Source organism: Streptomyces sp. NPDC058469, assembly GCF_042721125.1.
Lineage (GTDB): Bacteria > Actinomycetota > Actinomycetes > Streptomycetales > Streptomycetaceae > Streptomyces.
The window spans coordinates 1-14,521 of record NZ_JBHXME010000223.1; the positions used below are offsets into that span (position 1 = coordinate 1).

The 14,521-nt window shown below is 69.1% G+C and carries 13 protein-coding genes and 1 tRNA gene; 6 read left to right on the top strand and 8 right to left on the bottom strand.

The features are described 5' to 3' along the window. The first annotated feature begins 14 nt into the window (after positions 1-14). The 4 genes from ACFWP5_RS48095 (at position 15) to ACFWP5_RS48110 (ending at position 5,289) form a co-directional block, all read left to right on the top strand. Positions 15-88 (top strand) — tRNA-Lys (locus ACFWP5_RS48095). A gap of 264 nt (positions 89-352) precedes the next feature. After that, positions 353-1,066, top strand: a complete 714-nt coding sequence (locus ACFWP5_RS48100; RefSeq protein WP_384172304.1) for a FadR/GntR family transcriptional regulator — start codon at positions 353-355, stop codon at positions 1,064-1,066. Between the two features lie 315 nt (positions 1,067-1,381). Further along, positions 1,382-3,358, top strand: a complete 1,977-nt coding sequence (locus tag ACFWP5_RS48105) for a glycosyltransferase family 2 protein (protein WP_384172307.1) — start codon at positions 1,382-1,384, stop codon at positions 3,356-3,358. After that, complete coding sequence (locus ACFWP5_RS48110; protein ID WP_384172310.1) at positions 3,355-5,289, top strand: galactose oxidase-like domain-containing protein; 1,935 nt, start codon at positions 3,355-3,357, stop codon at positions 5,287-5,289. The genes ACFWP5_RS48105 and ACFWP5_RS48110 overlap by 4 nt, the downstream gene beginning before the upstream one ends. Positions 5,290-5,380: 91 nt before the next feature. Here ACFWP5_RS48110 and ACFWP5_RS48115 read toward each other — a convergent pair whose 3' ends face one another. Next, complete coding sequence (locus ACFWP5_RS48115; RefSeq protein ID WP_384172313.1) at positions 5,381-6,412, bottom strand: glycoside hydrolase family 6 protein; 1,032 nt, start codon at positions 6,410-6,412, stop codon at positions 5,381-5,383. A 180-nt stretch (positions 6,413-6,592) separates the two neighbouring features. On the opposite strand from ACFWP5_RS48115, the gene ACFWP5_RS48120 reads away from it, so the two are divergent. Further along, entirely contained in the window at positions 6,593-7,351 is a 759-nt protein-coding gene (locus tag ACFWP5_RS48120; RefSeq protein ID WP_384172316.1) for an ANTAR domain-containing protein, read from the top strand. Between the two features lie 348 nt (positions 7,352-7,699). Here the strand turns inward: ACFWP5_RS48120 and ACFWP5_RS48125 are convergent, their stop codons facing one another. Next, the gene (locus ACFWP5_RS48125) at positions 7,700-8,383 is read right to left on the bottom strand and encodes a class F sortase (protein ID WP_384172319.1); all 684 of its coding nucleotides are present in this window, start codon (positions 8,381-8,383) and stop codon (positions 7,700-7,702) included. A gap of 6 nt (positions 8,384-8,389) precedes the next feature. Further along, entirely contained in the window at positions 8,390-8,971 is a 582-nt protein-coding gene (locus tag ACFWP5_RS48130) for a hypothetical protein (RefSeq protein WP_384172322.1), read from the bottom strand. Between the two features lie 146 nt (positions 8,972-9,117). Here ACFWP5_RS48130 and ACFWP5_RS48135 point away from each other — a divergent pair, with 146 nt between their 5' ends. After that, positions 9,118-9,897: an HAD-IIA family hydrolase gene (locus ACFWP5_RS48135; protein WP_384172325.1), complete on the top strand. Its 780-nt coding sequence runs from the start codon at positions 9,118-9,120 to the stop codon at positions 9,895-9,897. 8 nt (positions 9,898-9,905) lie between these two features. Here ACFWP5_RS48135 and ACFWP5_RS48140 read toward each other — a convergent pair whose 3' ends face one another. From ACFWP5_RS48140 to ACFWP5_RS48160, 5 genes are all read right to left on the bottom strand, one after another. Further along, positions 9,906-10,577, bottom strand: a complete 672-nt coding sequence (locus ACFWP5_RS48140; RefSeq protein ID WP_384172328.1) for a phosphonatase-like hydrolase — start codon at positions 10,575-10,577, stop codon at positions 9,906-9,908. A gap of 7 nt (positions 10,578-10,584) precedes the next feature. Further along, positions 10,585-11,709, bottom strand: coding sequence for a TIGR03364 family FAD-dependent oxidoreductase (locus tag ACFWP5_RS48145; RefSeq protein ID WP_384172331.1), 1,125 nt, complete (start codon positions 11,707-11,709; stop codon positions 10,585-10,587). A gap of 41 nt (positions 11,710-11,750) precedes the next feature. Beyond that, positions 11,751-12,509: a GntR family transcriptional regulator gene (locus tag ACFWP5_RS48150; RefSeq protein WP_384172334.1), complete on the bottom strand. Its 759-nt coding sequence runs from the start codon at positions 12,507-12,509 to the stop codon at positions 11,751-11,753. Positions 12,510-12,728: 219 nt separating this feature from the next. Next, a complete protein-coding gene (locus tag ACFWP5_RS48155; RefSeq protein ID WP_384172337.1) occupies positions 12,729-13,565 on the bottom strand; it encodes an LPXTG cell wall anchor domain-containing protein in 837 nt (278 codons plus the stop codon). A gap of 181 nt (positions 13,566-13,746) precedes the next feature. Further along, on the bottom strand, positions 13,747-14,521 hold a 775-nt coding region (locus tag ACFWP5_RS48160; RefSeq protein ID WP_384172340.1), incomplete at its 5' end, for an ROK family protein.

Here is a 14,521-nt window from a genome sequence, read left to right on the forward strand (position 1 = left end):
GTGCAGGTCAACACGCGCCGCTAGCTCAGTTGGTTAGAGCAGCTGACTCTTAATCAGCGGGTCCGGGGTTCGAGTCCCTGGCGGCGCACGATGACGATGGCGAGGCACGTTCGCGGAAAACGCGAACGTGCCTCGCCATCGCTGGTTTTGCACGGCTTCGCCGCGCGCAGTGGGGGCTCCGCCACCCACACCCCCTGCCCCGGCACCACGCCGCCCCTGGCCGAAAAGCCCGCCCCCCAAATCCCCTCGGCGCCGGAGGCCCTCCGCACTGCGGGGGCGCCTTTCGCATGGGCGGAACATCCGTACGGGCGTAACACAGGTCTCCCCCCGTTTGGCCGGATACCCTCTGGCCATGACAGCCCGTGACCTGCAGGAGCGGATCAAGAAGCTCATCCTCGACCGTCGGCTGTCCTCCGGGGCCCCGCTGCCGACCGAGCCCGAGCTGATGGTGTTTCTCGGTGCGAGCCGGAACTCGGTGCGCGAGGCGCTCAAGGCGCTGCAGGCGATGGGGATCGTCGAGATCCGGCACGGGTTCGGGACGTACGTCGGCCCGATGTCGCTCGCGCCGATGGTCGAGGGGCTCGCGTTCCGTACCGTCGTCGGGCACTACCGCGGCGAGGACAGCCTGCTGCAGCTGCTCGAACTGCGGGAGGCGGTGGAGTCGGGGCTCGTCTCGCGGCTCGCGGGGCGGCTGCCGGAGCGGGATCTCGTCGAACTGGACGCGCTGGTGGGCCGGATGGAGCGGGAGGCGGCCGAGGGCGTGGGGCTCGCGGCCACCGACCGCGCCTTCCACGCCACCCTGTACCGGGGGCTGGACAACGCGCTGCTGAGCGAGGTCCTGGACGCGTTCTGGGACGCCTTCCACCGCGTCCACACCGATCTCGCGGCCGGCCCGCAGGACCCCGAGGTCACCTGCCGTCAGCACCGGGCAATCCTCGACGCGGTCCGGTCCGGGGATGCGAAACGTGCCGAGAACGCCATAAGAGAGCACTTCGACAACGTGCGCACAAGACTGTCCACAACGGCTCCACATGATCCCCACACGCGCCCCAATGAACGCGTATGACCGGTAAACACCGCGTTTCGTGTCTTGCGATCAAGCTGAGCACCGTAGAACCCTGGTTTTGAAGATACTGCCGGTACACGGCAGTTGAGGGGGTACGGAACCGGTTGCGCGGTTTCGCGGGGAGGAGGGGCCCCGCCCAGGAACAGATGTCTGAGGGGGCATCGCGCAACCGGACGGTCGCAGTCGCACATCTCTGTAAGTGGACTGTGTGGTGACTGTGGCCACCACTGACACGCCCGTCGAGGGTCGAGGGGGACGCCGACGGGCGGCCGAGACAAACAGACACGCGCGCTTCCGCGTGTGGGGGGATGACTCATGACGTCGACGCCGACGGGCGCCCGGCACAACCACGACCCGTCACAAACACAAACCACCGAACTCAGAGTCCCGGGACACCCGACCGGCGGTTTCCGCCGGATCAAGAGCACACTTCCGAGATACGACTACGAGCACTACAGCCGCCTGGCGGGACCCCTCACGCAGCCCGACCCGGGGCGGCCGTACAAGGTCCAGTACCGGTCGCTGCTGTCGCAGGAGACGCACCGCGTGCGCGCCGCCCTCATGCTGAGTGCGGCGCCGCTGCTGTCCCTGATCCTGCTCGGCTGGCTGATGCAGCCCGAGCACTGGACCCAACGCGACTATCCCGCCTACGACTTCCTGCCCGCGCTGGACATCGTGATGCTGGTCGCGATCGGTCTGATCGAGTTCTTCCGCTGCATGAACGTGCTGTCCAACGCGCACGCCACGCTGGTCGCCCGCGACCCGGTCCCGGTGGTGCCCGAGACCGGCACACGCGTCGCGTTCATCACGACGTTCGTGCCCAGCAAGGAACCCCTGGAGATGGTCACCAAGACCCTGGAGGCGGCCGTACGGCTGCGCCACCGGGGTCTGTTGCACGTGTGGCTGCTGGACGAGGGCGACGACCCCGAGGTCAAGGCCGTCTGCGGGCGGCTCGGCGTACACCACTTCACCCGCAAGGGAGTTGAGCGCTGGAACCAGCCCAAGGGCGCGCACCGCGCGAAGACCAAGCACGGCAACTACAACGCCTGGCTGGAGGCGCACGGCGACGCGTACGACTACTTCGCCTCCGTCGACACCGACCATGTGCCGCTGCCCAACTACCTGGAGCGGATGCTGGGTTTCTTCCGCGACCCGGACGTCGGTTTCGTCATCGGCCCCCAGGTGTACGGCAACTACGAGGGCCCGGTCACCAAGGCCGCCGAGTCGCAGCAGTTCCTCTTCCACGCCCTGATCCAGCGGGCCGGCAACCGCTACGGCTCGCCGATGTTCGTCGGCACGTCAAATGCCGTACGGATCAAGGCACTCCAGCAGATCGGCGGCCTGTACGACTCGATCACCGAGGACATGGCCACCGGCTTCGAGATGCACCGCGCCAAGAACCCGGTCACCGGCAAGAAGTGGAAGTCGGTCTACACGCCGGACGTGCTCGCGGTCGGTGAGGGGCCCAGCGCCTGGACGGACTTCTTCACGCAGCAACTCCGGTGGTCGCGGGGGACGTACGAGACGATCCTGAAGCAGTACTGGAAGGGCTTTTTCTCGATGCCTCCGGGCAAGCTCTTCAACTACACGATGATGATCATCTTCTACCCGATGTCGGCCCTCAACTGGATACTGGCGGCGCTGAGTTGTGCGCTGTTCCTGGGCATGGGCGCCTCGGGTGTGAACATCGACCCGACCGTGTGGCTGATGCTCTACGGCAACGCGTCCGCGCTGCAGATCGGCCTGTACATCTGGAACCGGCGGCACAACGTCTCCCCGCACGAACCGGAGGGGTCGGGCGGGGTCGCGGGCATGGTGATGTCGGCGCTGTCGGCGCCGATATACGCCCGCTCGCTGCTGGACGCCGTACTGCGCCGCAAGAGCAAGTTCGTGGTCACGCCCAAGGGTGATTCGGCCAGCCCCGACACGCTGTTCGGGACGTTCCGGGTGCACTGGTTCTTCATCCTGGTCTTCGCCGGGTCGCTGATCGCCGGGTTCGAGAACGGGCACTCCCACCCGGCGATGATCACCTGGGCCACGTTCGCCCTGCTGATCACCGCGTCGCCGATCCTGGCCTGGCGGTACATGCTGCGCCAGGAGAAGAAGAGGCAGCCGCCCGTCGTCCCGGCCGAGCCGCAGGACGCCGTCCCGCCGCCACAGCCACTGCCGGCCTCGCACGCCCCGCACGCTCCGCATGGCCCGCAGCAGAAGCCCAGTTGGGCGGCCTCGAACAGCGGTGGCGAGCAGACCATGCAGATCGCGCTCGGTGGACTGGGGGGACGTAAGGAATGAAGGAAGCCGGCCGGCGCCGTGCCCGTCGACTCGCGATCAGCACGGTGGTCGTACTTGCCCTGGCCGGGATGAACGGGCCCTGGCTGTACAGATTCGGGACCGAGAGATACCACCAGTACGTCATCAACAAGCCCGAGTACAAGGCCGACAACGGCCACTGGGACATCATCGACTTCCCGAAGGAGTACCGGCAGGACACCATTCACGCGGTGCTCCTGCACACCGGGAAGGTGCTGCTCGTCGCGGGCTCGGGCAACAACCAGGACAACTTCAACGCCAAGAAGTTCGAGTCGCGGATCTGGGACCCGGTGAAGGGGACCATCAAGAAGATTCCGACTCCTGCCGACCTGTTCTGCACGGGGCACACCCAACTCGCCAACGGCAACATCCTCATCGCGGGCGGCACCCAGAAGTACGAGAAGCTGAAAGGTGACGTCAAGAAGGCCGGCGGCGTCATGATCCTCTACAACGAGAACCCCGACAGGCCGATCACACTGCCCAAGGGCACGAGGTTCACCGGCAAGGCGAACGCCAAGTCCTTCGTGTCCACGGACTCGACGCTGATCCCGCGCGCGACCAAGGTGTTCGACAAGAACACCGGCAAGTTCCTGCGGAACAACCCCGGTTACGCCCGGGTCGTCGTCGAGGCGCCGAAGGAGGGCACCAAGTACGAGACCGGGACCCAGGACAACTACCGCGTCCAGGGGCTGACCGGCGCCGACGAGCGCAACACGTATGGCATCGGGAACAAGTTCGGGCTGGACAAGCGGGACTTCGAGGGGATCAAGAACGCGTACGAGTTCGATCCGGTCGCCGAGAAGTACATCAAGGTCGATCCGATGAACGAGGCTCGGTGGTATCCGACGCTGACGACGCTGTCGGACGGCAAGGTGCTCAGTGTTTCCGGGCTCGATGACATCGGGCAGTTGGTGCCGGGGAAGAACGAGATCTTTGATCCGGCCACGAAGAAGTGGACGTACACGAAGACGAAGCGGCAGTTCCCCACGTATCCGGCGCTGTTCCTGATGGAGAACGGGAAGCTGTTCTACTCGGGGTCGAATGCGGGGTACGGGCCGGACAACGTGGGGCGTGATCCCGGGATTTGGGACGTCGACACCAACGCGTTCACCAAGGTGCCGGGGCTCAGTGATCCGAACCTGCTGGAGACCTCGGCGACCGTGCTGCTGCCTCCGGCGCAGGACCAGAAGTACATGGTGATCGGAGGTGGAGGGGTTGGGGAGTCGAAGTTGTCGACCGCCAGGACTCGGCTCGTCGATCTGAAGGACGCGAATCCGACGTTCGTGGACGGGCCCTCGTTGGAGAAGGGGACTCGGTATCCACAGACCTCGATCCTGCCTGATGACACGCTGCTGGTGTCGGGCGGGTCCGAGGATTATCGGGGGCGTGGTGAGTCCGACATCCTTCAGGCGCGGCTCTATCACCCTGACACCAACAGCTTTGAGGAGGTCGCCGATCCGCTGGTGGGGCGGAACTATCACTCCGGGTCGATTCTGTTGCCGGACGGGCGGGTGATGTTCTTCGGGTCCAATCCGCTGTATGCGGACAAGGCGGACACGAAGCCGGGGGTTTTTGAGCAGCGGATCGAGATTTATACGCCGCCGTATCTTTACCGGGATTCTCGGCCGGATATTTCTGGCGGGCCGAAGTCCATTGCTCGGGGGGCTTCGGGGACGTTCACCTCGGCACATGCGTCTTCGATCAAGAAGGTGCGGTTGATTCGGCCCAGTGCGTCCACGCATGTCACGGATGTTGATCAGCGGTCCATCGCGTTGGACTTCAAGACGTCCGGGGACAAGGTCACGGTGACTGTGCCGAAGGATCGGAATCTGGTGCAGTCGGGGTGGTACATGCTGTTTGTGGATGACGATCAGGGGACGCCCAGTAAGGCGGTGTGGGTGAAGGTGCCGTAGCGCTCCCGCGGGTTTGTGTTTGGGGTGCGGGAGCGCTGTGGCTGGTCGCGCCCACGCGGCGGAACCGCGAATTGATACAGCCCCGCGCCCCTTAGGGGGTTGAGGCTTGCGCCAGCTTCAGAGCGTAGGTTGGCCACCATTGGCCCGCCTTCGGGCCGCCCTTGCACTCGCCGTCTGATTCTCCCGGGCGTTTGATCCACAGGTAGGCGTCCACGAGGGGGTCTGCGGTCTTTGTTGTCGGGGTTTCGCCCAGGGACCTGCCCGGGGGGTTGCACCAGTTCTCGTCTGTGCCACCGTCCGTATACGGTCCGTTGCCGTTGCGGCTGGTGTCGATCACGAAGTGTTTGTTGCCGGTCTTTGCCGAGAGCTGTTTGCCGTAGGCGATGGAGTCCTGGGTGGAGTAGAAGTTGGAGACGTTCACCGCGAAGCCGTCGGCCTTCGTGATGCCGGCTCGTTGGAGGGGCTGGTAGATCTCGTCGGGGCGGCCCCAGCCCGCGTTTCCGGCGTCCAGGTAGACCTTTGTGTTCTTGAGGGACTTGAGCTTGGTGATCGCGTAGGCGAGGAGGTCGTAGCGCTCGGCCTGGTACTGGGCCGGGGTGCAACCGTCCACCAAGTGCAGGAGTGCGTCCGGTTCGAGGACCAGTGTGGCTTTGCGGTCTGCGATGCCCTGCGCCACCGCGTCGATCCAGGCTCGGTAGGAGTCTCCGTCGCCCGCGCCGCCCTGGGAGTACTGGCCGCAGTCGCGGTGCGGGATGTTGTAGAGGACCAGGAGTGCGGTGCGGCCGGCCCGGTCGGCGGCCTCGGTGAAGCCCTGGGCCTCCGCCTTCGGGTTCTCCGGGCCGATCCACTCGCCGGTCGGCTGCTCGGCGATCTTTCGGATCTGCTCGGCGTCGGCCGTCTTGCCTGCCTTGACGTAAGTGGCCACCTGGCGGGCCGCGTTGGTGTCCGGGTTGACCCAGATCGGGTCGGCCCCCTTGGGCTGTTGGGTGATCTTCGCTCCCGCGTCGGGCTTCTTGTCTCCGTCCCCCGAGGAGGAGCACCCCGCCATCAGCAGTGCCGCCCCCAGGACGAGCGCCGACGTCCGTGTGCCGAAGGAGACAGGGGTCCCCTGGCTGCCGTACATCCAACTCCCCCTTGGCTGTACCGATCCAAGGGTCAATCGTGACATACGCGGCGTGCCGCCCACGAGAACGCCCGGGTGTTGTCGGCGGGCTGTTACACCTCCGTCCCTACGGGTAGAAGCGCGGGCCTGGAGGGTCTGCCCGGCGGGCTCGGTTTCCGGGGCAGGGAGAAGGTGGCCGTCATGCACCACACGACCCGCGAGGGCCGGCTCGCCGCGGCGCTGGTGGAGGCCGCCGACACCCTGACGGAGACCTTCGACACCGGGGACTATCTGCGGCGGTTGTCCGACCGCTGCGTGGAGCTGCTGTCCGCTTGGGCGGCCGGGATCATGCTGATCGACGGCGGTGAGACGGTGTCGCTGGCCGGGAGCAGGTGCGGTGGCCGGGAGGAGGTGGCTCTCGATCTGCTGGCCGCCCAGCACAGCGGCGGGCCTTGTCTGGAGAGTTACGGCTCCGGGCGCCCCGTTCCGCCGGTGTCGATCAGCGTGGCCCATGCGGCCGCCCGCTGGCCGGAGTTCACCGAACGGGCCCTGCGGCACGGCGTCGTGGCGACCTTCGCGGTGCCGGTGCGCCGACGGGACGCCCTGCTCGGCGCGATCAACGTGTTCGTGCCGACGCTGCCCAATCCCGGGTCGGACGGCGGGCGTTCGGAGCTGTTGATCGCGCAGGCGCTCGCCGACGCCGCCGCTCTGGGCCTGCAGAACCATCGCGCGTATGCCCAATCCCGTTCCCTGGCCGGGCAGTTGCAGGAGGCGTTGTCGAGCCGGGTGCGGATCGAGCAGGCCAAGGGGATGCTCGCCGAGCGCTGGCAGGTCGGCACCGACGAAGCGTTCATCGTGCTGCGCGGGCATGCGCGGCGGCGCCGGTTGCCGTTGGACCGGGTCGCGCGGGCGTTGATCGAGGGGGGCCTGGACGATGCCGAACTGGGCCCAAGGCCGTAGAACCGTAAGGGACTTGTCCACGGATCCGTAAGGGCTTGTCCGTAGATCCGTACGGGGCTTGTCCGTAGATCGGTACGGGACCTGTCGGAGCGACAGTGACCAGTGCATATGACAGAGAGCAACTGTTGTGAGACATGGCGTCATTTGCCCTCTAGGCCCGGACGCACATTCGTTCTAGAGTCTTTCCCAACGGCCCTAGCCCCCGGTCAAGTCCACATCCTCGACCACTGGTTTTCCAGACCTCCCGCGCCGTTCGCCGGGTTACTCCCGCAGCCCGTGCGCGTGCGGTTGAGGACCAGCCCGGTCGGCGGCTTCAGGGGGGAGCAGGTCGTCGGCCGGGCCCGGTTGTCACAGTCCGGTGCCGGTGAGGTAGGCGGACACGATCACGTTCGCCGTGTAGCTGCGGCTGGCGCGGTCGAAGGTGCCGCCGCAGGTGATGAGGCGGAGTTCGGCGCGGCCCGACTGCCGTGTGCCGTAGGCCTGTTGGGCGTCGAAGTGGGCGCGGGTCAGGACGCGTACGTCGTCGACGGTGAACTCCGCGACCTCGCCGTCGTCGCGGATCACGCGGATCGTCCCGCCGGGACGGAGTGTGCTGAGCTTGTAGAAGACGGCGGGCTTGGTCTCGGTGTCGACGTGGCCGACCATCAGGGCGGTACCTGCGGCCCCGGGTCGCACTCCGCTCCCGTACCAGCCGACCACGCCCGCCTGGTCGAACGGCGGTGGGTCGATCGCGCCCTGCGTGTCGAGGCCGCGGGCCACCACCGGTGCCTGGACGGCGAGTTGGGGGATGTCGAGGCGCTGCGGCAGGGCGTTTCCCAACGGCTTGGCCGCGGGCGGGAGTTCGGCTTCCGGGGGCCGTCCGACCGCCGCGACGTCGCCGGTCGTCGGCGCGGATATGCCCAGCCGGATGTCGGTCAGGTCCTGCCCCCACAGCCAGAGCCCGAGCAGCAGCACGGCCCAGGCGACCCCGGTCAGCAGCCGCCCGGTGCCGGAGGAACGCTCGTGCTCGGCGGGCCGGTCATGATCGAACATGGCCGGTCAGCCCGTCCTGCGGCTCCGGCGGGCGCTGCGCAGCGCCACGGCCGCCGCGGCGACACCGGCCAGCAAGAGACCCACCACCGCGTGCGCGGTACCGGGACCGGCCGCACGGGCGTCCACGGCCGCGAGGTGCGCCGTACCGCCGCCGCCCGCGTGGACGGGGGCGACCGGCGAGGCGGGGGCCGGGGCGGACGGCCGCGCCGACGGGGGCTGGGACTGGGGCTGGGACTGGGACTGGGACTGGGACGCGTCAGCCACGACCGTGATGGCGCCCTTCACCGTGACGCTCCCGCAGGTGATCTTCACGTCGTAGCTGCCCGGTTCCAGCGAGGTGCGGACCCGGGTCTCGCCGGCGAGGGTGCCGGCCGCGCCGACCAGTCTGGCGTCGGCGACGAACGCGGCCGAGGCCGCCGTGCCTGTCGTACCGGCACAGCCGCTGATCCTGAGCGCGACGTCGGCGCCGGGGGCCGGGGAGGCGGGGGTCACCGAGACACCGCCTCCGTCCGCCGCGTACGCCGTCGGGGTGAGCGCCGCGAGGACCACTGCGGCACCGGCACAGAGTGTGACTTTCAGTGAACCCATCGTGAACCTCCAGATATCTGGAGACTCCTCCTCGGAACGGGCACCCGCATCCTCAGCCGCGCCCGACTGCTCCGTATGGGGGACGGCGCCGGAACGTGCATAGCATGGTCACCCCACATGCCCGCGTACCGCAGGAGTGCCCACCCATGACAGAGCGCAAGCCCATCGAATCGTGGCTCACCGACATGGACGGGGTGCTGATGCACGAGGGCGTCCCGGTGCCCGGCGCGGACGCGTTCATCAAGACGCTGCGCGAGAAGGGACGCCCGTTCCTGGTCCTCACCAACAACTCGATCTACACCGCGCGCGACCTGCACGCCCGGCTGAACCGGATCGGTCTCGACGTGCCGGTGGAGAACATCTGGACCTCGGCCCTGGCCACCGCCAGCTTCCTGGACAACCAGCACCCCGGCGGCACCGCCTATGTGATCGGCGAGGCCGGACTGACGACGGCGCTGCACGACGCCGGATACGTGCTGACCGACTCAGACCCCGACTTCGTGATCCTGGGTGAGACCCGGACCTACTCGTTCGAGGCCCTGACCAAGGCGATCCGGCTGATCAACAACGGCGCCCGGTTCATCGCCACCAACCCGGACAACACCGGCCCCTCCCCCGAGGGCGCCCTCCCCGCGACCGGCTCGGTCGCCGCCCTGATCACCAAGGCCACCGGCAAGGAGCCCTACTTCGTCGGCAAGCCGAACCCGCTGATGATGCGGAGCGCGCTGAACACCATCGGCGCGCACTCGGAGAACAGCGCCATGATCGGCGACCGCATGGACACCGACGTACTGGCGGGCCTTGAGGCAGGGATGCAGACCTTCCTCGTGCTGACCGGCCTGACGACCAAGGCCGACCTCGACCGCTACCCCTACCGCCCCACGAACGTCGTGGACTCCATCGCGGACCTGGTCGACCTGATCTAGGGAACTCCCTATAGAAGTACGGGCAGTTCGGTCACCGAGCCGAGGACGTGGGTGGCGCCCGCCTCGCTCAGTGCGTCGCGCCGGTGCGCCCCCGTGAGCACACCGGCGACCACACCCGCGCCGGCCCGCACCCCGCTGAGCATGTCGTACGAGGTGTCGCCGACGACTGCCACCTGCCGTACGTCGTCCGCGACCGCCGTGCGCAGGAAGGCGGTCAGCACCATGTCCGGGTACGGGCGTCCCCGGCCGCCGGCGTCGGCGGGGCACAGGGTGAGGTGCGCGAGGTCCTGCCAGCCGAGCGCGGCCAGGATCGCGTCCTGCGTCGTGCGTGCGAAGCCGGTCGTCAACACGACCGTACGGCCTTGGGACTTGAGTGTCTCGATGGTCTCGCGGGCGCCGGGCAGGGCCGCGACCCGGCCGCCGTCGACGAGTTCCGCGTACGCCGCCTCGAATGCCTTGTTGGCCTCTTGGGCCTTCGACTCCTCGCCGAACAGGTGGCGGAAGACGGAGATCTTGGACTCGCCCATGGTGGCGCGGACGTAGTCGAGCATGGTTGCGGGCTCTTCTCCCATGTGGCGGGCGGCGGCCGTGAAGGCCTCCTCGACGAGGCCGCCGTCGGCGACGGTGGTGCCGGCCATGTCGAGGACGACGAGACGGATGCCGTGTGTCACGCGGTTCATGAGGGGCTCACCAGTCCAGTTCGTTCGCGGTGGTTTCGGCGATCGCCGGGGAGCAGGTCATGCCGCGTCCGCCGGGCCCGGTGACCAACCACACGCCGTCGCGCACCTGTTGGCGGTGGACGACGCGGGCGGGGTCGGTGCACTGGGCGTACACGCCGGCCCAGCGGCGGCGGATCTTCGGGAGGGGACGGCCGAGGAGCGACTCGACGACCTCGGTGAGGTGGTCGTAGGGGTCCTCGGTGGTGTCGAAGGCGAAGGGGTGCTCGTACTCGTGGGTGTCGCCGATGGTCAGGCCGCCGTCGGCGCGCTGCACCATGAGGAGTTGCATGGCGTGCGCGGCCGGGGTCGGCAACTGCGGCTGTCCGGCGTTGAGTTGGTCCAGGGCCGGGCCGCGGTAGGCGGGGTAGTAGCGGAAGCTGTCCGCGTCGGCGACCGAGGTGGTGAGCGGTTCGCCGAGCGGGTCGGTCTGCATCATCTGCAACCGGACGCGGCGGACGGGGAGTTCGGGTCCGGCGAGTTCGCGAACGAGTCCGCCGAGCCAGGCGCCCGTGCACAGGATCACCGTGTCGGAGGCGTGCACGTCCCCGTGGTCGTCGCGTACCGCGTGCCCGCCGACGACCTCGCGGACCTCGCGCCCCGGCAGGAAGGTGTAGTTCGGGGACTTCGACAGCTCGGCGCGCAGGGCGAGTTGGGCGGTGCGCGGTTCCACGGCCGCGTCCCGCTCGCAGTACAGGGCGGCGGTGAAGTCGCCGCGCAGGGCGGGGTTCACGGCGCGGGCCTCGGCCGGGGTGAGGAGCTTGTAGCCGCGGGCGGCGGAGTCCTCCCGGGCTACGGCGGCCTCGGCGACGGCGAGTTCGCGGTCGCCCCGGACGGGGGTCAGCGAACCGTTGGCCCGGAAACCGAGCCCCGGGACACGGGCGCCGATCACCTCCCACAACTCCCTTGCCCGCAGGGCGGTTTCGAGCTCCTCCCCGCCCGCGCGGCCACTCACCCAGATCTGCCCGAAGTTGCGCGACGAAGCGCCGCGAGCCTCCGCCTCGCGCTCGATCTGTACGACCTCATGGCCGCGTTCCACCGCTTGCCAGGCGTGCATGGTGCCCACCACGCCGCCTCCGACGACTGTCACTCTCACAATCCGAGCCTGAACGACGTCTCACCTTTGGGCTAGACCCGTTACTGATTCGTTAGGTGAACGGTGAGCGAGAACCGGTCGCCCCGGTACAGGCCCCGCACCCGTTCCAGCGGGCGGCCCTCCGTGTCCCGTGACACGCGGTGGATCAGCAGCATCGGGAGGGCGGGCGGGGTGCCGATGAGGAGGGCCTCGCGCGGGGTGGCGAGCACGGTCTCGATGCGTTCGTCGGCGTCGCCGAAGTGGATGCCGCGGGCGCCCAGGTAGCCGTAGAAGGAGGAGTCGGGCTCGAAGTCCGTGTCCAGGTGCGGGACTCGGGCGACGGAGACGTAGGTGCTTTCGAGCCCGACCCGTTCGTCGTCGGCGAGCAGGACGCGCTCCAGGTGCCAGACGGGTTCGCCGCGGGTCAGTCCGGTCTCGGCGGCGAGCGCGGCGGAACACGGGAAGCGGTCGAGCGCGACGAGGCTGCGGCCCGGGGTGCGCCCCTGCCGCCGTACGCCCTCGGTGTAGCTGGCCAGGGACAGCGGCTGCTCCAGCTTGGGACCCGCGACGACCGTGCCGCGCCCCTGCCGGCGCAGCCTGCCCTCCAGCACGAGTTCGCGCAGCGCCTGCCGCACGGTCTCGCGGGCGACCTCGTACCGCTCGGAGAGGTCGCGCTCGGTGGGGATCAGGCCGCCCTCCCCCAACTCGTCGACGAGCACGGCGATCTGTGCCTTGACCGCGTAGTACTTGGGGATGCGGCCGTGCTCCGGGATGCCGGAGCGGACGGGGGCGCCGGGGGCCTGGTCGTTCGGGTAGTCCACGCGGAGATCGTCGCAGAAGGGGCGGGCCGTGCCAGGGCCTGTCCGGCGGATCAGGTCGGAGGAAAGCAGCGGCGCCTGATCAGCCCGGGTGAGCGGGTCTTGGTGCGTGCAGTTGCAAGGCGGAGGAGGGCGGCGACGCGATGGGGGTCCCCCACGCCCTTTAGGCAGTCGGGGAGGGCGGTCAAGACCCGCGTCTCGGAATGATCCGCCGGACAGACCCTAGCGGCGCCTGCGGGCCAGCAGCAGGGCACCGGCCGTGACGAGGAGGACGGACATGGCGGCGAGGACGAGGTGTTCGGTGCCGATTCCGGTGCGGGCGAGTTCGTCGGTGAACGAGAGGTCCTCGGCGGGGGGCGAGGTCGTGGAGGACGGGGCGGGGGTGGCCGGGGAGGTGGCGGGGTTCGTGGGGGCGGCTTGGACGTCGGCGGGGTCGGCGGGCTCGACGTCGAAGCGGTAGTCGTTCGACTGACCGATCCAGTCCCCGTCGTCGGCATGGCGTTGTACGACGGCCGCGTCGGCGGTGATCTCGTTCGCCACGGCGTCCGGGGCGAGGGCGAGGCGCACCTTCACCGTGAGGGTCTTGCCGGGGTCGACGGTGAAACCCGGGAAGCCGTCGTCGAAGGCGCCGACGAGTTCGGCCTCGTCGGTCCTGGCGAAGTGCACCGGGTGCGGGCGCGGGCGGGTGCCGTCGTAGAACTCCAGCTTGGGCTGGGACGGCTTCAGGGCGCGTTGCTGGTCGACGAGGACGACGACCGGGTGGATCGCGGTGCAGCGGCGGGTGGTGGTGTTGGTGAGGTCGAGATACCAGGTGCCGTAGCCGCCGCCGACCTCGTAGGAGTCGGGGCCGTCGTGGATGCGGGTGGTGAGGGGGAAGGTGCGGGCGCTGGGGGCGGCGCAGGCGGGGGCGGCGTTCGCCGCGTGGGCCGGTGGTGTGGCGGTGATGAGGAGGGGGGCGGCTGCGGCGAGGCAGAGGGACAGTGACCGGGACAGGGGCAGGGACAGGGACAGGGACAGCGGTGTGCGCAGTGGGGTGCGCGGTCTCAGGGGCAGTCGCATAAACACATGAGCGTGCCGGACGGGCGCCGCCGATCGGGGGTGACGTGCCGATCGCGGGCCGCGAATGCCTCGAACGGGCGCGGCGGGACCCCTGTTCGGCGGAAGTGTTACAGATTTCGCGAAAGTGTCACACTTTCCGGGGCCACCTACCGCCCGCCCACCGGTCCGCCTCTCTGTCCTCCTACCCGTCCGCCCGTCCGAACAGCGGCCCCAGCAGCAACTGCGCCGCCCCCTCCGCGACGCCCCGCGCCCCGCCGGGGGCGACCCGTACGGGTACGGCGGCCTCGCGGGCACCCTCGCGCCGGGCGCGTTCGTCGAGGACGGCGGCGACTCCGCGCACGAAGGGTTCCGGGTCGGCGGCGACGGTGCGGCCGCCCAGCAGTACGAGGTCGATGTCGAGCAGGCCCACGAGGTTCGCGGCGCCCGCACCGAGCACCCGCGCCGCCTCATCCAGGTCACCTCGGGCAACGGCGGCCAGGCACAGGGCCTCGATGCAGCCCCGGTTGCCGCAGTCGCAAGGCGGCCCGTCCAGCTGAATCACCTGATGCCCGAACTCCCCGGCCCCGGTCCGCGCACCCCGGTGCACACCTCCGCCGATCAGCAGCCCGGCACCGAGCCCGGTCCCGAGGTGCAGATAGGCGAAGGACCCGCCTTCCCCGGCCACGGCCAGCCCCAGCGCGGCGGCGTTCGTGTCCTTGTCGACCACAACAGGCACCCCGAGCCGCCGGGCCAGCGCGTCCCGCAGCGGGAACCCGTCCCACTCGGGGAATCCGGTGACCCGGTGCAGGATGCCGTGGGCGTGATCGAGGGGGCCGGGAAGGGCTACTCCGACGCCGAGCAGGTGAGCGGTGGCGGGGGGTACGGCAGCATCCGCACCGGCAACCTTCGAGCCGACGTCGGCACCGGCACCCGCACCCGCACCGGCACCGGCACCGGCACCGGCACCGGCCCACGCC